This window comes from Pseudomonas sp. PB106, from assembly GCF_009764645.1.
In the GTDB taxonomy this organism is placed as follows: domain Bacteria; phylum Pseudomonadota; class Gammaproteobacteria; order Pseudomonadales; family Pseudomonadaceae; genus Aquipseudomonas.
This window is the reverse complement of record NZ_RWIM01000092.1, coordinates 1-18,561: the sequence shown is the minus strand read 5'-3', so window position 1 is coordinate 18,561 and position 18,561 is coordinate 1. Positions and strand designations below refer to the sequence as shown.

Annotated in this window: 12 protein-coding genes and 2 tRNA genes; 6 read left to right on the top strand and 8 right to left on the bottom strand. The window is 58.7% G+C overall.

The window, feature by feature from the left end:
• Positions 1 to 38 precede the first annotated feature (38 nt).
• Both EJA71_RS12215 and EJA71_RS12210 read left to right on the top strand, forming a co-directional pair.
• Entirely contained in the window at positions 39 to 2,603 is a 2,565-nt protein-coding gene (locus EJA71_RS12215; RefSeq protein WP_158957119.1) for a hypothetical protein, read from the top strand.
• A gap of 92 nt (positions 2,604 to 2,695) precedes the next feature.
• Positions 2,696 to 6,490, top strand: coding sequence for an NEL-type E3 ubiquitin ligase domain-containing protein (locus tag EJA71_RS12210; protein ID WP_256671701.1), 3,795 nt, complete (start codon positions 2,696 to 2,698; stop codon positions 6,488 to 6,490).
• A gap of 77 nt (positions 6,491 to 6,567) precedes the next feature.
• On the opposite strand, the gene EJA71_RS12205 is transcribed toward EJA71_RS12210, so the two are convergent.
• From EJA71_RS12205 to rnr, 8 genes are all read right to left on the bottom strand, one after another.
• Entirely contained in the window at positions 6,568 to 7,752 is a 1,185-nt protein-coding gene (locus EJA71_RS12205) for a squalene/phytoene synthase family protein (protein ID WP_158957117.1), read from the bottom strand.
• Positions 7,753 to 7,855: 103 nt separating this feature from the next.
• Positions 7,856 to 9,253 (bottom strand): replicative DNA helicase, encoded by a 1,398-nt coding sequence (gene dnaB / locus EJA71_RS12200; protein WP_158957115.1) that lies wholly within the window; start codon positions 9,251 to 9,253, stop codon positions 7,856 to 7,858.
• A gap of 121 nt (positions 9,254 to 9,374) precedes the next feature.
• Entirely contained in the window at positions 9,375 to 9,821 is a 447-nt protein-coding gene (rplI, locus tag EJA71_RS12195; RefSeq protein ID WP_003221136.1) for a 50S ribosomal protein L9, read from the bottom strand.
• Positions 9,822 to 9,840: 19 nt separating this feature from the next.
• Positions 9,841 to 10,734, bottom strand: a complete 894-nt coding sequence (locus EJA71_RS12190; RefSeq protein WP_158957113.1) for a hypothetical protein — start codon at positions 10,732 to 10,734, stop codon at positions 9,841 to 9,843.
• Positions 10,735 to 10,770: 36 nt separating this feature from the next.
• The gene (gene rpsR / locus EJA71_RS12185) at positions 10,771 to 11,001 is read right to left on the bottom strand and encodes a 30S ribosomal protein S18 (RefSeq protein ID WP_002551829.1); all 231 of its coding nucleotides are present in this window, start codon (positions 10,999 to 11,001) and stop codon (positions 10,771 to 10,773) included.
• Between the two features lie 28 nt (positions 11,002 to 11,029).
• Positions 11,030 to 11,452, bottom strand: coding sequence for a 30S ribosomal protein S6 (gene rpsF / locus EJA71_RS12180; RefSeq protein ID WP_003236224.1), 423 nt, complete (start codon positions 11,450 to 11,452; stop codon positions 11,030 to 11,032).
• Positions 11,453 to 11,759: 307 nt separating this feature from the next.
• Positions 11,760 to 12,527 carry a 23S rRNA (guanosine(2251)-2'-O)-methyltransferase RlmB gene (rlmB, locus tag EJA71_RS12175; protein ID WP_158957111.1) on the bottom strand — a complete coding sequence of 256 codons (768 nt, stop codon included), beginning with the start codon at positions 12,525 to 12,527 and terminating at the stop codon, positions 11,760 to 11,762.
• Entirely contained in the window at positions 12,524 to 15,154 is a 2,631-nt protein-coding gene (gene rnr, locus EJA71_RS12170; RefSeq protein ID WP_077570643.1) for a ribonuclease R, read from the bottom strand. Before rnr ends, rlmB begins: the two co-directional genes overlap by 4 nt.
• Before the next feature lie 226 nt (positions 15,155 to 15,380).
• On the opposite strand from rnr, the gene EJA71_RS12165 reads away from it, so the two are divergent.
• From EJA71_RS12165 to EJA71_RS12150, 4 genes are all read left to right on the top strand, one after another.
• A tRNA-Leu gene (locus EJA71_RS12165) sits at positions 15,381 to 15,467 on the top strand.
• A gap of 180 nt (positions 15,468 to 15,647) precedes the next feature.
• Positions 15,648 to 15,734: transfer RNA gene (locus EJA71_RS12160), tRNA-Leu, on the top strand.
• A 194-nt stretch (positions 15,735 to 15,928) separates the two neighbouring features.
• On the top strand, positions 15,929 to 16,939 hold the full coding sequence (locus tag EJA71_RS12155) for an extracellular solute-binding protein (RefSeq protein WP_007915841.1): 1,011 nt from the start codon (positions 15,929 to 15,931) through the stop codon (positions 16,937 to 16,939).
• The gene (locus EJA71_RS12150; protein ID WP_158957109.1) at positions 16,939 to 18,504 is read left to right on the top strand and encodes an iron ABC transporter permease; all 1,566 of its coding nucleotides are present in this window, start codon (positions 16,939 to 16,941) and stop codon (positions 18,502 to 18,504) included. The genes EJA71_RS12155 and EJA71_RS12150 overlap by 1 nt, the downstream gene beginning before the upstream one ends.
• Positions 18,505 to 18,561 lie beyond the last annotated feature (57 nt).

The window sequence follows — 18,561 nt, the reverse complement described above, 5'->3', positions numbered from 1 at the left end:
AAAGCCTTACTATGACAACCGTTCAAGGATGAACGCTCATGACAGTAAAACCCCCGAAAACAACCACTGTTGTCGAGGTGCATAGCCGCCCTTCGCGTCCCGACAGCCCGATGATTCGCCCCGAGCACTTGCCCCATCTGGATTTACCGTCAACGGCAACTCCACCGCGACAATCCGACAGCACGGGGCCAATCGCCGATCTGGACGCCATCACCGCAGCGCCGCCCGTCACGGTGAGCGAAGTGCCAGAGCCGACGACCGCGAGCCTCGCCGCGCAACGTGCGTTGAGGGACTATCGCCTCACCGTCACCAGCCATCTTCCCGCCCCGGATGCCGAGGGGCTGCGCACCGCCAAGGGTCGTCACTTTGTCGATCTGCCCGAAGGCATCGTGCATATCGGCTTCGACCCGCGCAGTGGCCTGTATCGCGCCAAGCTACCAACAGAAACCACGGCCTTGGGGCCTCTGCTGCTGCAGGACCCGCACAGCAAACGCTGGTTTGCACTGGAAGAGGACATTCCCGCGACGTTTCCCCTGAGTGCCGCTCGGCTGGAACCGTTGCGCGTCAATCTCGATCTCAATGGCGCCCGGCTCGATGGAGATGGTCTGTATCGACTTGAGGACAAGCTTTACGCGCTTATCGAGCATCAGGCGTATCAAGTCATGCGCGACGTCGAGGCGTCCTCCCCCGAGCGCAAAGTCTGGCGCATCGTCAATGGCAAAGACCCGGTGGCCCATGACAGTGACAACGTTTATCACCCCAGTCGCAGCGGCGAGACCGTGGCCATCACCCGTGGGGGGCCATACCTGTGGCTCTCGGTCATCGTCGGCCTGGCTGGCGGAATGCGGCGCCACCCCTCGACCACTGAGGGCGTGACACTGTTGCTGCAACGCTACGAGCCGATCCGCAAAGCCAGTGATGATCTCGTTCAATCCACGGCAAAATTCAATCAGTTGCGCGATCAATCCTACGAAATCCCCGAAGACGGCCCGGCGCGAACGGCGTTATTGATTGCCCTTGAGGTTCATCTGCGCAAGCACATCCGGATGCAAACCGACTTCGTCAGGATGTACATCGACCACAAGGATTGGCTGGTCTACCTGAAGGCCGGCGGCCTCTACAAAAAAGAATTGTTCGAGCAACAGATGCTTCGGGTCGATTATCTGGGCAAGCTCATGGCGACCATGGATTTGCGGGCGGCGCCCATGCTTGCGAAGGCCACGCTGGAGTCGAGCAAGTTCAAACTGCTGCACCTGGACAAAAAACTGCTGGTACTCCATGAGCGCCAGGCCGTGATCGACCAGATCAAAAAGAGTTTTCGCGGCGCCGAACATGAACTCGCCATGCTTGAAGTGGACGTGCCAGACGCTGAAAGAATCTACATCAACAAATTTCATTGCTACCTGCATCTGCTGACCGGTGACCTCGAAAAATTGCCGAGTGTCGGTTTGTACTCCGTTCGGGCAATGCATGCCATTGAAGACATGCGCAGTGCTGCATCGCCGGGCAATCCGCTTGTATTACGGCTCTTCCTTGATCAGATCAACCTGGAAAAGAACCGCTTCGAACTCTTGATAGCGTCCGAACCTGCGGACAAGGCGCAGTACATCAAAGAGATGATTCCACTGCTCGAATCCTTCGAAGCAAGAATCGAGAAACAACTGACGGACATCTATCAGACCCTGCGCAGCAACGCAGAGCTGCCAGGCTACGACCAGAACATCGATTTCGATTTCTTGCCGGCCCAACCCAAGGATTCGCCCCCTGTCATGCCACGCAAGGTGTTCCGCACCCGCGAACACGGCAGTTACAAAGTCCTTATGGGAGAAACGGAGACGGCGCAGGACGGCAGCGTCACGGTCACGGTGCCCGATCCGTACAAACCCGACAGCCCCCCGCGACGCTACGAAAAACGCCAAGGGGAATGGCGTCCGGTCACCACCAGCAGCCTGGCACCGGCCAGAGCCCAGTTGCTCGATGATGCCGCGCTGGCCCTCGCTCAGGTTGATGATCACTTGCTCAAGGCACAGACGCAGGAACAGCAAAAAGCCAATCCGACCAATATTGTCGAATTTCTTGCCGACAAGGCCGACAGGCTCGACCAGTTGGCCAAAGGCTTGGGCGACTTCGCGAGACCCGGTGACGACGCCAGCGTCACGGGGCTGATCGAGCGCCTGGCTTCCGCCAGCGAGCGATTGAACCGCGAAGGGCAAAACACGTTGATCCGCCTGTACAAGAATCGCCATGTGCTGGACATCCTGCGCCTGAATTACCTGCTGGACCACGCCGAACTCAGCGTGACGCGAACCGTCGAGCGCAAGCCCCAAGGCAAGGGCCAGAACAAATCGTTTCTCGACGTCTACTCGATCAAGGATCGGACTCGCGATACCCCGCTGTGGGAAGCCCATTTCCACTATGAAAAGAAGGACAGCCCGGTACTGAACTTCACCGTCAGGGGCGGCCATCTGAAAACCCTCGAACAAGCCGGACTCGGCAGCGCCTCGCAGCGCCGCGATGAACAGGCTGGATTGCCCCACGTCGCCATATGGCGCGAAACCTTCGATGGCAGAACCGCGCGAAAAATCTTCGATCTGGCGGGTTAATACGAACCCGTTTCATCCAACAGGCAATGATGCCGACTGCCTCGTCAGCGCCCGATCGCGGGTGCCGACGGGGTGCTTTTGCAAGGACGAGCATGAAAAAGAAACCATCGATCCACGGCACCACGACCGTCGACATCCACACCCGACCGCAGATAACACCGGATATCCCGCACCTGAGTCCCGGTCAGCCGATCCGCGTCGAATTCAACCTGCCGACGACTCCACGCCCGCGCCCTCTTCCCGAGACCGACAGAATTTCAGTCGCCCCCGATCCGGGCATGATGGCGGAGACGCCACGGGTCACCGTCAGCGAGTTGCCGACCAGCCCTGCGCGCGCTCCGGCAACGCCCGCAGACAGGCTGGAACGCTATCAATTCCCCGCCACCGCCGTGCTGCCTGCTGCCGACGCGCAGGGATTGCGTACCCTGAAAGGACGCCAGTTTGTCGACCTGTGGAACGGTGACATCGCGCAAGTCGCCATTGATCCGCAGACGGGTCTGCACCGCGCCAAACTGCAAAGCGAGCTGGTTGCCTCCGGCCCGGTGCTGGCACGCGACCCCGACAACGGGCTGTGGCATCCGCGCAGTGACCTTGAGTCGATCATCTTCCCGTTATCCGATTCGCGGCTTGAAGCGTTCCGCACGCCGCTGGATTTTGCCGACGTCGAGCCCGACAGCGCAGGGCTGTTTCACCACGACGGCAAACGGTATGTGGTTATTCGCAATTACGCTTATCAGACACTGCACGATCGCGACGCATCGTCGCCCAACCTTGCGGTGATGCGCATCGTGCGGCCCGTCGACCCGGTGGCCGGGGACGAAGCCAATGTCTATGTCGCCACCCGCCCCGGTCGTTCGGAACCTATCGTGCGGGACCCCGAAGATGGCTGGGTCGGCGTCAACCTGAATGGTGCGGGCGGAATGCGCCGAGGAGAACAGGAGCGGCCCGCGCGGCAAAGCCTGGCCGACCGCTTCGCCGCTTTGGTCAACCGGCCGAGCAGACCTGAGTCGCGGGTGCGCAAACTGTTTCCAGGCTTCGATGACCACCGCGTCGCCGCCTGGATTGCGTCCTCAGGCGACGACGTCGGCGGAGCCCTGAGCCTCAAGGAAGCCGAATACAAAACCTTGAAAAAAGACCTGTTGAACTGGGCACAGGCGCAAAATCAAACCGCCGCGCGGTCTCAGGAGGAGACCAGGCAAGTCACGTCGCTGATCAGACGTTGCTGGCGTCAGGAAACCGAGGCGCGCTTGAGGCTGCCGGCAGGCGGGGCAACGCTGCCGGCGCTCACGGCGGACTTCAGCCATGTGCGTGTACTCGAGCTCGAATCCGTGAAATGGTCGGATACCGCTGACACCTTTCTCAGCGCTTTCACGGGGCTGGAACATTTGATCCTGCCGCGTTGCGCAGTGGAAAAACTCCCCGCCTCCCTCGCCAGGATGACCAAGCTGAAAACCCTGGATCTGAGTTCAAACACGCTGCGACTGGACCCCGTCAGCGCCAGCCAACTGGAAAAACTCGGCAGTCTGGAAAGCCTCATTCTGGCGAAAAACCCACTTGGCAGGTTGCCGGATTTCAGCAACTTCTCCCAACTGACGACACTGGATCTGCGCCATACCGGAATCACCGAGTGGCCGACCGGACTGCTGGCCCACAAAGCCTGGGTGAAACTTGATGTGAGCAACAATCAGCTCAAGGAAGTACCGCAAGCCTACCTCAACCCGACGCAGGAACGATTGGCTGCAGTCGTTCAAATCAATAGTGTCACGCGGCTCGCCGATAACGATTTCCCATCCGACTACTCGATTCAGTTGGACGATTACTGGCGGCGCATCCGAGCCGTACATCCCGAATGGCTGAACTCGGCGCAACCGCAGGGTTTTGATCTGCAAGGCTCGGCGGCACAGCGTTATCGGCAGCTGTATCCCGGCAAAAGTATCAGCGAGTGCAGGCATTACATTTACGGGTTCGATCACCCTACGGCGCAGACCCGGCTCGCCAGCCTTGAGCAGGAATTCAACGGCCTGAAAAACCAGTTGGATGCCTGGGTGTTTTCCGGTGGTGGGGTTCACTCAAGCTACGTACGCGCCAATCAAATTGAGCTCAACGCTTTGAACCGTGACGATAGGGCCGTGGCTCGAGACCGAATCCTCGCCTGCTGGCGATGTGAGACACCACAGAAACTGGCGAATGATCTGACCCCGATCGGCCTGGAACTCGACTTGAGCGGCTTGAGCCTGCCGAGCCTGCCGGACATCGATGCGGACTTCAGCCATGTCGGCTCGCTGAAGCTGAGCCACATGAACCTGAGTACTTCGCCGGAAGGTTTTCTGACGCGTTTTCGCCACGTGCGCTGGCTGGATCTTTCGCACAATCAATTGCGCGAGCTGCCCCCGGCCACTGGCGAAATGAGCGCCATGACCCGACTGGCACTGCATAACAATCGCATTGTCCTGACAGCCGAATCCGCTCGTGTCCTGTCCGAGCGAACGACCTTGCGCGCACTCTCGCTGTACCAGAATCCTCAACTGCGCATCACCCCGGACTTCAGTCGGATGGTCGATATGCGTTCGCTGCATATGGCAGACGCCGGGATCGAAAACTTCCCCACCGGTCTTGGCGACCAGCCTCTACTCGATACCGTCGACTTGAGCAACAACCTGATCTCGCATATTCCCGATGCGGTTATCGCGCCTGAGGACGCACGGCTGCTGCAAACGGCACGCGTCAACAGCGTCACCCGCCTTTACAACAATCCACTGTCCGACGACACCCGCCGCCGACTGACCCTTTATGAGGAGCGTCTGCTGGCTGCCGGAACCACCCTGAGCGGAGCGAACAATTTGCTCACGACTTCCTCGCTCTCGCAGTTCCCGAGCAGAGATGCATTGTGGGTAAACGTCAATCTGAACAACAGAGATCAGAATCAGGCAAGCGGTTCAACAAGAGCCGACTCGATGAATCGATGGACAGTCGGCCTGTCTGCCGATGAGATGGCGAACCGCGCGAGGCAATGGCAGCTGTTACGCGCCCAGCAAGGTTCCGACGGCCTGTTCAACACTCTGGAACGTCTGTTGCCGGACGCGATCGGTCGTCAGGATTTGCAACGTCGGGTGTGGAAGGTCATCGACAGCATTACCGAAAACAGCCCGCAATCCGAAGCCCTGCGCAGAGAGCTGTTTGATCGTGCGGGCAGCGCGACCTGTTGCGATCGCGCGGCATTTACCTTTGCCAATCTGGAAACCAGGACCATGGCCTACAACGCGCGCGCCCTGGCACGGGATCAGGCACAAGGCCCACAACTGGCCACGCTGTCCAGAGGCCTGTTTCGCTTGCATGAAGTCGACAAAATAGCTTCGGCTGATATCGCGCGGCGCGAAGAAACCATCAGGAACTCAAGAGGCGCCCAAGGGGCGGGGGCTCATGAGCACCTCGTCAGCGAGGAGGTCGAAATCAGACTCGCTTATCGCCACGGCCTGAAGGATCGACTGCAATTGCCTGGCCAGCCTGATCGAACCGCGTTCACCCAACTGGTCAACGTCTCGCAGGCAGATCTGGATGTCGCGTACACCCATGTCAAAGCGCTGGACAACTCGCCGCTAGAATTCGAGGCGTTGATGTCGAGGGAGTTCTGGCACGACTTCATCACGCATAAATACCGCGCCCGATTCGAAGAGCAGCGCCAGCCGTTTCAGGATCAGCAGGCGACGCTCGACGACGCGCATGCCGACAAAACCCTCGTGCTCGCCGAGTACGAAACGCAATCCAAGGCACTGCAAACCGCGCTAGCGATCAAGGAAGCCGCGCTAACCGAAACACTGACACGCCAGGAACTGAGCGAGCACTCAGCCTTGAACCGTGGCAAGAAGGACGCTGCGGCCAATCGATAATGCGTTAAAAGGCGAAACCCGGTGCTAGCCGAATATTCTCGGTCAGCACCGGGTTGCGCCTCAGATGGGATAGGCTTTCATCTCGGCGGCTGATCAAGAAAGGACATTGAATGGCGCGGCCATGGATTGGCATTCCAGGCTGCCGCTTGCCAGTGCGCGCTTAAGGGGGTGAGCGGAAGGTGATGCGTGGCGAGTTTGAACAGCAGTGACAACGCTCGATCTGATCGTTGAGCGCATTGCACCGAATGCATGATCAACAGCACCTCGGCATGGGAAATCCTCACCTGTGGCTCTGAACCGAATCCGGGATTGGCGTGCACTTTGCGCAAGGTCATCACCGCAAGTCCTAGAGTCCAGGCAATAAACCGGCGTATTCCCGGCTGCCCGGCCGGGATTAGCAAAAGGTATTGAAACGCCTGTCGCAGGTGCGCATGCGTGGTGCCAATCAGCTCCGAGAGCGCACGGGTAAAATTCGCATCCGTTTGCCCGGGCTTCAATGAGCGCAACTGAACGCCATTTTCGGCAAATAGATCCTGAGGCAACCAACAGACGCCCCGAGCGCGATCTTCCCACTGGTCCTTGAGGATATTGGTCAGTTGCAAAGCAGCGCCGAAAGAGACTGACAAACGCTGTAGGTTCGCCCGCTCGATTGAAAGCGATGGATCGAAGTCGATGAAAAACTCGCTTAACATTTCACCCACTACGCCAGCGACGCAGTAACAGAGGCGGTCAAGGTCGAGTCGAGTTTCCAGGCCCTGAAGCCCAAGCCCGACTCGAAATTCGGCCATTCCTCGGGTCATGACACTCAGACAATCAAGCAGTGCGCCACGTTGAACGGCATTCAAGTGATGATCGACCTGCATCAGCCACGGCAAATGATGCATAAGCGCTCGCTCGGTTTCTTGAGTCTGCTCTGTTAACAACCCACACACCTGGGCGCTGAAATGCCGTGCGTCCCGTCGTCCGCCTACCACGTCTAAAAAGGCGTTTTCATAACAGCGAATCTGCCGGGGACTCAGCGCTGGCTCGTCTTCGATCGTATCAGCGAGACGAAGGAGCAAATAGGCATGCGTGACCACCGTCGCCAACTCGGTTGGCAACTGCGGAATGGTCAAAGCAAAGGTTCGCGAAACGCCCGACAGGGCTTGGGACTGATAGTGAATCGGGTCTGGGTGCAACCGCGCGGAGTCGCAAAGCGACGATTGCTCGACCCTCACCACGGGTCGAGGATGTCTGCCAAACGAGGGATGATGTGCACTCATGCTGTTCGATCCCTTGGTCACGGCCTGACAAGAACTATCAGGCTTTCTCAAAGGGTGGCGACACTGTCAACTCTGACAGTTACGACGAACGGGCTACGCTGGGTTATTCGTCATCGTCGAAGTTGTAACTGCCCGGTGCGAGGTTTTCGAAGCGGGTGTACTTACCGATGAACGCCAGGCGAATAAAACCGATCGGGCCGTTACGCTGCTTGCCGATGATGATTTCGGCGATGCCTTTATGCTCGGTTTCCGGGTGATACACCTCGTCGCGATACACGAACATGATCACGTCGGCGTCCTGCTCGATCGCTCCGGATTCCCGGAGGTCGGAGTTGATCGGGCGTTTGTTCGGTCGCTGCTCGAGGGAACGGTTGAGCTGCGACAGCGCCACCACCGGGCAGTTGAATTCCTTGGCCAGGGCTTTCAAGGAACGCGAGATTTCAGAAATCTCGTTCGTTCGGTTATCGCCGCCGGAACCTGGAATCTGCATCAGTTGCAGGTAGTCGATCATGATCAGACCGATCTCACCGTGTTCCCGCGCCAGACGCCGGGTACGCGCACGCATCTCCGATGGGCTGATACCGGCGGTATCGTCGATGAACAGCTTGCGGTCATTGAGCAGGTTGACCGCAGACGTCAAGCGCGGCCAGTCGTCGTCTTCCAGTTGGCCAGAACGCACTTTGGTCTGGTCGATGCGGCCCAGCGAGGAGAGCATACGCATGACCAGCGATTCACCTGGCATCTCGAGGGAATACACCAGCACCGCTTTGTCGCTGCGCAGGACGGCGTTTTCCACCAGGTTCATCGCGAAGGTGGTTTTGCCCATCGACGGACGACCGGCGACGATGATCAAGTCAGCCGGCTGCAGGCCACTGGTCTTCTCATCGAGGTCGGTGTAGCCAGTGGACAGGCCGGTAATGGCTTCGTCGGTGTTGAACAGCGTATCGATGCGATCGATGGCCTTGGTCAGCAACTCGTTCACACCCACCGGGCCACCGGTTTTCGGCCGGGCCTCGGCGATCGCGAAGATCTGTCGCTCGGCTTCGTCGAGGATTTCCTCGGCGGTGCGCCCTTCCGGGTTGAAGGCACTGTCGGCGATTTCGGTGCTGATGCCGATCAGTTGGCGCAACGTCGCCCGCTGGCGGACGATTTGCGCATAGGCCTTGATGTTGGCGACGGACGGCGTGTTTTTCGCCAGCTCGCCCAGGTAGCCGAGGCCACCGACTTGCGAAGTCTGACCTTCCTTGTCGAGTTGTTCGGCAAGGGTCACGACGTCAATCGGCGAGTTCTGATCGGCCAGTTTGGCGATCGCACGGAAGATCAGACGGTGGTCATGTCGATAGAAATCGCCATCGGAGACTTGATCAAGCACGCGTTCCCAGGCGTTGTTGTCCAGCATCAGACCACCGAGCACGGCCTGTTCGGCCTCGATGGAATGCGGCGGCACCTTCAGGGCAGCGGTTTGCAGATCGTATTGCTCGGGAGCGGAAATATCGTTCATGGCCACTTGAGTATTAAGTGAAAAGCAGGGAATTCAGAAAGACAAAGGGCACGACCTGTAAACAGGATCGTGCCCGATGTTAACCGTCTGACGGGCAAGCCGCCAGCCGATCAGGTGTTGCTTAAGCTGCTACCACGACAACGCGTACGGTGGCTTCAACTTCGGCGTGCAGGTGCACAGCCACGTCGAATTCACCCACGTTGCGGATGGTGCCGTTCGGCAGACGAACTTCGCTCTTCTGCACTTCAACGCCGGAAGCGGTCAGTGCGTCAGCGATGTCGTGAGTACCGATCGAACCGAACAGCTTGCCTTCGTCGCCAGCGGTGGCAGTGATGGTCACTTCCAGCTCGGCCAGTTGGGCAGCACGGCTTTCAGCCGATGCTTTACGGTCTGCGGCAGCTTTTTCCAGCTCAGCACGACGCTCTTCGAACGCAGCCAAGTTGGCAGCGGTCGCAGCGGTAGCTTTGCCGAAAGGCAGCAGGTAGTTACGGCCGTAACCAGCCTTAACGTTTACTTTGTCGCCCAGGTTGCCCAGATTGGCGATTTTTTCCAGAAGGATCAGTTGCATGTGGAAATCCTCTTAACTTTTAACCTTCACCGTTCGCGTTATCGGTGTCTTTCGACACGTGACGACCGCGAAAATCAATCAGGCTGTCGACAATGGCCAGGACCACGAGCAACGGATAGATCAGCTGCATGAACAGCAACAGCGTGACGTACAACCCCACCAGCCAGAAACCGGCCAGTCGCTTCTGCCCGACCAGCCCGTGAATCAGGGCAAGTCCGGCGAACACCAGCGGTACACTGCACAACGGCGTCAACATGGCCATCTGTGCACCGAGATTCGGGCCCAGAAGCATCAACGCCAGCAGTAACATCGCCGGCCCCAGCGGGATTCGGATGGCGCGAAACTCGCGACCAAAACCACCCGGGTTGTACAACAACGCCTGCCAATGACGCCCGACAATCAGGCTCAGCACGCTGACGATCTGCAACAACGCCGCAATCAGTCCGGTCAGGACCGGTGCAATCAGGGACGCGAAACGCGCTTGCTCTTCGACCGACAATTGCTTGTAAGTCTCACCGAGAAGCGCCGGCATGACCTTTATCAAGGCTTGCGCGAGCATCTCGATCTGGGCCGCAAACGCTGCCCCGAGCACCACCGAAAACACCACTCCAATCGCTACGCTGACCAGCAGCGTGCGGACCCAGGATTCACTTGCGCGCAAAACCAACGCAAGTCCCGAGGACCCCAGCAGCACCAGAAGTGCCCGTGGGTCATCGGCATACAGCCACCAGATCAAGGCCGGCAGCATTCCCAGCGACAGAACACCAAGGGCGTCCGTCAATCCGCGCCGCAGCAGCACAAGGCTCCCGGCGGCAGCACCCAACCAATACAACAACGGCAATGTTGCACATCCGGCCACCACGAGAGTGGCCTGCATACGGCCTCGCATGATGAACTCAGCTAAGGCACGCATGCATTCAATCCTTTGCTACTTGTCGACTGCCCGGTCTCAGCGGCCGTGGCTGTCGGTGTAGGCCAGCAGGGCCAGGAAGCGGGCGCGCTTGATAGCGGTGGCCAGCTGACGCTGATAACGAGCTTTGGTACCGGTGATGCGGCTTGGAACGATTTTGCCGGTCTCGGATACGTAGGCTTTCAGAGTGTTGAGATCTTTGTAATCGATCTCCTTCACGTCTTCAGCGGTGAAGCGGCAGAATTTACGACGACGGAAGAAACGTGCCATTTGATAGGCTCCTTAAAAGGTCCGTGGATTACTCGTCAGCGTTATCGCTGTTGTCGCTGTCATCACTATCAGCGCTATCAGCGCCTTCGTGCTCAGGACGGTCGCGACGCTCACGGCGCTCACTGCGGTTTTCTTCAGCCTTGAGCATCTCGGATTGGCCAGTAACGGCTTCTTCGCGACGGATGACCAGGTTACGGATCACTGCATCGTTGTAGCGGAAGTTGTCTTCCAGCTCGGCCAGGGCCTTGCCAGTGCACTCAACGTTCAGCATCACGTAGTGAGCCTTGTGAACATTGTTGATTGCGTAGGCCAGTTGACGACGGCCCCAATCTTCCAGACGGTGGATTTTGCCGCCGTCTTCTTCGATCAGCTTGGTGTAACGCTCAACCATGCCGCCGACTTGCTCGCTTTGATCCGGGTGGACCAAAAAGATGATTTCGTAATGACGCATGAATGCTCCTTACGGGTTGTAGCCTGCCGCTCAAAAACGGTCAGACAAGGAGTGAATGACACTTATGGACTTGCTGGCGCGGGGCACATGCGTGCCTGCCGTCACAGCAAGGGGCGCAATTGTAGAGAAGGGACAGGAGAGGTGCAAGGCAATTGGTGATTATTTGAACAACCACCGACCTTCGCCTTTCCACAAAACAATGTAGGAGTGAGCCTGCTCGCGATAAGGAGGGCAACATTCAATTTTGATGCTGAATGTTGCTCCGCTATCGCGAGCAGGCTCACTCCTACAGGGGATTTGCAGTGAATCAGGATTTCTTCGTGGCAGCCTTGGCCTTGGCACCGCGTTGACGCTGAGCTTCGAACAGGCAGACGCCGGTTGCTACCGAGACGTTGAGACTGCTGACGCTACCGGCCATCGGCAGTTTCACCAGATAGTCGCAGTGTTCGCGGGTCAGGCGACGCATGCCTTTGCCTTCGGCGCCCATGATCAGAATCGTCGGGCCCGTCAGGTCCTGGTCATAGATGCTGACCTCGGCCTCACCTGCCGTGCCGACAATCCACAGACCGCGCTGCTGAAGTTTTTCCAGGGTGCGAGCGAGGTTGGTCACCGCCACCAGTGGAATCACTTCCGCCGCGCCGCAAGCGACTTTACGCACGACAGGTGTCAGGGTGGCCGACTTGTCTTTCGGCACGATCACTGCCATCGCACCGGCAGCGTCCGCCGAACGCAGGCAGGCGCCGAGGTTGTGCGGATCGGTCACGCCGTCGAGCACCAGCAACAGCGGCGCGCCTTCGGTACGATCGAGCAGCTCGTCGAGCATCGCTTCGCCCCAGACCTGGCTCGGGCTCACTTCCGCGACCACGCCCTGGTGAACGCCTTCAACCCAGGCGTCCATTTCGCGGCGCTCGGCCTGACCGACCTGGACACGATTTTCGTTGGCCAGCTCAACCAGCGTCTGCACGCGCGGATCGTTGCGGCTTTCCGCCAGCCAGATCTGCTTGACGCGCTTCGGGTGGTGACGCAGCAACGCTTCTACCGCGTGAACGCCGTAGATTTTTTCCAACTGACTCATGACTTCGCCTTCGGTTTACGTGCCCCGCCACTTTTGGCTGGAGCCGAACCCGCTTTTGGCGGGCCTTTACGGTGTTTGCTCGGTTTGGCTGGCTTGCCGCCGGAGGCCTTTTCAGGCGCCGACCGTCCGGTCTTTCCCCCGGACGCCGCTTTACCACCGTTTTTGGCGTCGGAAAGCAGGGCTTTCTTCATTTCACGGCTTTTGCGCAGCTCGGCGTTTTTCGCCACGGCGTCGCTTGGGCGATAGGCTTCCGCAGCCTTTTCCTTGGCCGGGCGGCGACCAGCAGTTTTCGCTGGAGCCTTCTCTTCCGAGGCTTTTGCAGCAGGCGCAGCCGTTTCAGCGCCACGCTTTTTGCGACCGATCGGCGCGCTGATGGTTTTTTCAGCCATCTCGAAGTCGATCTTGCGCTCGTCGAGGTCAACGCGCATGACGCGCACTTCAACAGTATCGCCGAGACGGAAGCTACGACCGGTACGCTCGCCCGCCAGGCGGTGATGCACAGGATCGAAGTGGTAGTAATCGCCCGGCAGCGCGGTGACGTGCACCAGGCCTTCGACGTAGATATCGGTCAGCTCGACGAACAGACCAAAACCGGTCACGGCGGTGATCACGCCCGGGAACGATTCGCCCACGCGATCCTTCATGAACTCGCACTTGAGCCAGTTCACCACGTCGCGGGTCGCTTCGTCGGCACGGCGCTCGCTCATCGAGCATTGCTCGCCAAGTTGCTCCAGCGCTGCTTCGTCGTACGGATAAATGCGTGCCTTCGGAATGGTCATCGCACCGGCACGACGAACGTGCGGGGTGTCCTGTTTCGAATGGATCACACTGCGGATCGCGCGGTGCGTGAGCAGGTCCGGGTAACGACGGATCGGCGAGGTGAAGTGGGTATAGGCTTCATAATTCAGGCCGAAGTGGCCCTGATTGTCAGCGCTGTACACCGCTTGGCTCAGCGAACGCAGCATTACGGTCTGGATCAGGTGGAAATCCGGACGATCCTTGATGCTCGCCAGGAGGGCCTGATAGTCCTTCGGCGACGGGCCGTCCTTACCTTTGTGCAGGGACAGACCGAGTTCGCCAAGGAAGGCGCGCAGTTTTTCCAGACGCTCCGGTGGCGGACCATCGTGGACGCGATACAACGCAGGAATTTCGTGCTTCTTGAGGAATTCGGCAGTGGCCACGTTGGCCGCCAGCATGCATTCTTCGATCAGCTTGTGCGCGTCGTTGCGGGTGGTCGGACGGATCTCGGCAATCTTGCGCTCGGTACCGAAGATGATTCGGGTTTCCTGCGTTTCGAAATCGATCGCGCCACGGACGTGACGGGCCGCCAGCAGCACCTTGTACAGAGCATAAAGCTGCTTGAGGTGCGGCAGAACGTCGTTGTATTCGCCGCGAAGCTGGCGCGCCTCGGTGATTTTCGGCGTTTCCAGCATCGCGCTGACTTTGTTGTACGTCAGACGAGCGTGGGAATGAATCACTGCTTCATAGAAGCAGTAGTCGGTCATTTCGCCGGACTTGGAGATAGTCATCTCGCAAACCATGGCCAGACGATCAACGTGCGGGTTCAGCGAGCACAGGCCGTTGGACAGCTGCTCAGGCAGCATCGGCACCACGCGCTCGGGGAAGTACACTGAGTTGCCGCGCACTTGCGCTTCGTTGTCCAGCGCCGAACCGATTTTCACGTAGCTGGAAACGTCGGCAATTGCCACGTACAACTTCCAGCCGCCGGAGAACAGGCGCAGCTTGCCCGGTTTGGCTTCGCAATAAACAGCATCGTCGAAATCGCGGGCATCTTCGCCGTCAATGGTGACGAACGGAAGATGGCGCAGGTCGACGCGCTTTTCTTTGTCTTTCTCTTCAACTTCCGGCTTGAGCTTGGCCGCTTCTTTCAGAACGGCTTCAGGCCAGACGTGCGGAATGTCATAGGTGCGCAGGGCCACATCGATTTCCATGCCCGGCGCCATGTAGTTGCCGACCACTTCGACCACATCGCCTTGCGGCTGGAAGCGCGGCGTTGGCCAGTGAGTGATTTTCACCTCGACGAACTGACCGATCTGCGCATTGGCGTTGCGGCCCGGCGTGACCAGCACTTCTTGCTGGATCTTCGGGTTGTCGGCAACGACAAAACCGATGCCGCCTTCTTCGAAGTAGCGACCGACGATGGTTTCGTGAGCACGGGAGACCACTTCGACGATCACGCCTTCACGGCGACCGCGACGGTCGAGGCCGGAAACACGGGCCAGTGCACGATCACCATCGAACACCAGACGCATCTGCGCCGGGCTCATGAACAGATCATCGCTGCCGTCATCTGGCACGAGGAAACCGAAACCGTCACGGTGACCGCTGATGCGACCGAGGATAAGGTCGAGCTTGTCGACCGGCGCGTACGTGCCACGACGGGTGTAGATCAGTTGAGCGTCGCGCTCCATGGCGCGAAGGCGGCGGCGCAGGGCTTCGATCTGGTCTTCTGTGGTCAGACCAAACTCTTCAACCAGTTGCTCGCGGGCAGCAGGCGAACCCCGATCGGCGAGATGCGCCAGGATCAGTTCGCGGCTAGGAATAGGGTTTTCATATTTTTCCGCTTCACGAGCGGCCTCGGGATCGAGGGACTGCCAATCGGCCATTAGAGAGTTTTCACCTTGTCTATATGCGGGTTAGTTTGGCATAGGCGCCATGAAACGGGAAATTTCCGACTATATAAGGCCCAACTGAGGCCCTGTATCGACGCCCGAAAGCCGTTTTGACCACCGCCGGTAAAAAAAATCATATTTTTTGCTGACAGGGGTTTACAGTTAAAAACACGCTCCGTATAGTGCGCGCCATCGACGACGTACAAACGTTGCCGATACTGCCCAGATGGTGAAATTGGTAGACACGCCAGCTTCAGGTGCTGGTGACCTTACGGTCGTGGAAGTTCGAGTCTTCTTCTGGGCACCAATTTCGAGTTTGAGACTAGATCAGTTTCGAGACTCACACAAAACCCGCGAAAGCGGGTTTTTTGCATTCTAAGCCCGGGTTTTCTTAAAACTGATTTATTAAAATTAAATCAGGGGTTTACAGATCAAAAGGCGCTCCGTATAGTGCGCCACATCAACAGCGGCAACGCTAGCGATGATTGCCCAGATGGTGAAATTGGTAGACACGCCAGCTTCAGGTGCTGGTGACCTTACGGTCGTGGAAGTTCGAGTCTTCTTCTGGGCACCAATTCAAATTCAAGGTTGCGACCTTGGATTTCACAGAAACCCGCGAAAGCGGGTTTTTGCGTTTCTGGCTTCCAGAAAATCAATTACCACCACCCGCCTATCAAAACGCCAGCCCTACCGCAAGGCGCACTTGAGAAACAATATCGTTTATCATTGTTGCAAGTTTTTGCAATGCGACAGTGAGGAACCCTGCGAATGACGTTTCGAAATACCCTGCGCCGAGGCTTGACCTTCACCCTCCTCGGCCTGGCGCTCGCCACTCCCCTCACCCAGGCTGCCGATGCGGTTTCCCTGACTCTTTACAACGGCCAGCACAAGGAAGTCGGCGACGCGATCGCCAAAGCCTTCGAAGCCAAGACCGGCATTCACGTCAATGTGCGCAAAGGCAGCAGCAATCAGTTAGCCAGCCAGATCATTGAAGAAGGCGACCGCTCCCCCGCTGACGTGATCTACACCGAAGAATCGCCACCGCTGAACAATCTCGGCGAACTCGGTCTGCTGGCCAAAACCGATGACGCGACTCTAGCGGTTCTGCCGGAAAAATATGTCGCCGGTAACGGCACCTGGATCGGCGTAACGGCGCGGGTGCGCGTGGTTGCCTACAACCCGAAACTGGTCGATGAAAAAGACCTGCCGAAATCGGTGATGGAGTTTTCCGATCCACAATGGCAAGGCAAAGTCGGCTTCGTACCGACCAGCGGCGCGTTTCAGGAGCAAGCCGTGGCAATCATCAAGATGCACGGTCGTGATGCCGCTGAAGAATGGCTGACCGGCCTGCGTGCTTTCGGCAAGACCTACAGCAACAACATGGTCGCTCTCAAAGCCGTGGAAAACGGCGAAGTGGCCACCGTGCTGGTGAACAACTACTACTGGTTTGCCCTGCAGCGCGAGAAAGGCAAGCTTGATTCGAAACTGCATTACTTCACTGGCGGTGACGCTGGCGGCTTGATCACCGTATCCAGCGCTGCCGTACTCAAATCCAGCAAACATCCAAAAGAAGCCCAGCAATTCCTTGCCTATATGGCCAGCGAAGAAGGTCAGCGCGTGATCACTCAGACCACCGCCGAATACCCGCTGCACAAAGGCATGGAATCGGATCGCGGACTCAAGCCGTTCAGCGAGCTGGAAGCGCCGAACGTAACGCCGGCCGATCTGGGCAATGCCGAAGAAGCGCTGGAACTGGAACGTGAAGTTGGCTTGAACTGATGGCCGCATCGTTATCCGCCCCCGCCGCGCGCGGGGGTTACGTGCCAAAACGCAAACGGCCATCGATCTGGCTGGTGCTGCCAGTGCTGTTGCTGGTGTTGCTGAGCCTGTTGCCGCTCGCCTATGTCGGGCTCAAAGCCTGGCAGGCCGGCTGGGCCGAGGCGCTGCACTTGTTGTGGCGCCCGTATGTATTCGGCCTGCTGCGCAATACTCTGGCGCTGATGGTTGGCGTAACCCTTACGTGCGGTGTGGTCGGCCTGTCGCTGGCCTGGCTGCTGGAACGCAGCAATCTTCCGGGACGCCGCCTCTGGGGCGTAATCTTGTGCCTGCCATTTGCGGTGCCAGCGTTTGTCAGCAGCTTCACTTGGGTCTCGCTGAGTTCACAGTTCGAGGGCCTTGGCGGGGCGATTCTGGTGATGAGCCTGTCGAAATATCCGCTGATCTTCTTGCCAGTGGCGGCGACCCTGCGCAATCTCGACCCTTCCCTTGAAGAGTCGGCGCGTACGCTTGGACAGAATCGCTGGGGTGTGTTTTTCCGCGTCACCCTGCCGCTGCTGTGGCCATCGCTCTTGGCAGGTTCGCTGCTGATTGCCCTGCACATGCTGGTGGAATTCGGTGCGCTGTCGATCATTGGTCTGCAGACCTTCACCACGGCGATCTACCAGCAATTCGAACTCGAATTCAGCAATGCCAACGCGGCAATGCTGTCGGCCGTGCTGCTGGCGTTGTGTCTGGTGCTGTTGTGGCTGGAGCTGCGCGTACGCGGCAAAGGTCGGCATGTGCGCACCGGGCAAGGCGCGGCGCGTCGTGCTGAACAGGTTCGGCTCGGGCCTTGGGCAACGGTCGGTCAGCTGTATTGCCTGACGCTGGCAATTGTCGGCAGCGGGATTCCGTTGGGGATGTTGGCGTATTGGCTGGCGGTGGGCTCTTCGGCGGCCTTCCCGGTGGCGGCGATCACCGAGGCACTGCTGTCGTCGCTGGCGTTGTCGCTCGGCGGCGCGGCGCTGTGTCTGGTGCTGGCGGTACCGGTCGGATTGCTGGTGGTGCGTTACAAAGGCCAACTGGCGATCTGGGCCGAGCGCTTGCCGTATCTGCTGCATGCCCTGCCAGGATTGGTGATTGCGCTGACACTGGTGTATTTCGCCCTGCATTACGTGCCGGCGCTGTACCAGACGTCGGGGCTGCTGCTGATTGCCTATGCGCTGCTGTTTTTGCCGCTGGCACAGGCGCCGATCCGTACAGCGCTGAACAAAGCCGCGCCGCAACTGGAAGAAGCAGCGCGTACGTTGGGCGCTTCATCGTTCACTGCGTTTTGTCGCGTGACACTGCCGATCATCTTCCCGGCATTGGGCGCAGCGTTTGCGCTGGTGTTTCTCGATGCGATGAAGGAATTGACGGCGACGCTGCTGTTGAGCCCCACCGGGCTCAATACTTTGGCGACCGAGGTTTGGGCGCATACGGCGAATGTCGAGTTTGCGGCGGCGGCGCCTTATGCGGCGCTGCTGATTTTGGTTTCCGGGCTGCCGGTTTATCTGCTAACGACGCGGATGTATTTGAGCCGCTAAAAGATCGCAGCCTGCGGCAGCTCCTACAGGGAAATGCGAATTCCCATGTAGGAGCTG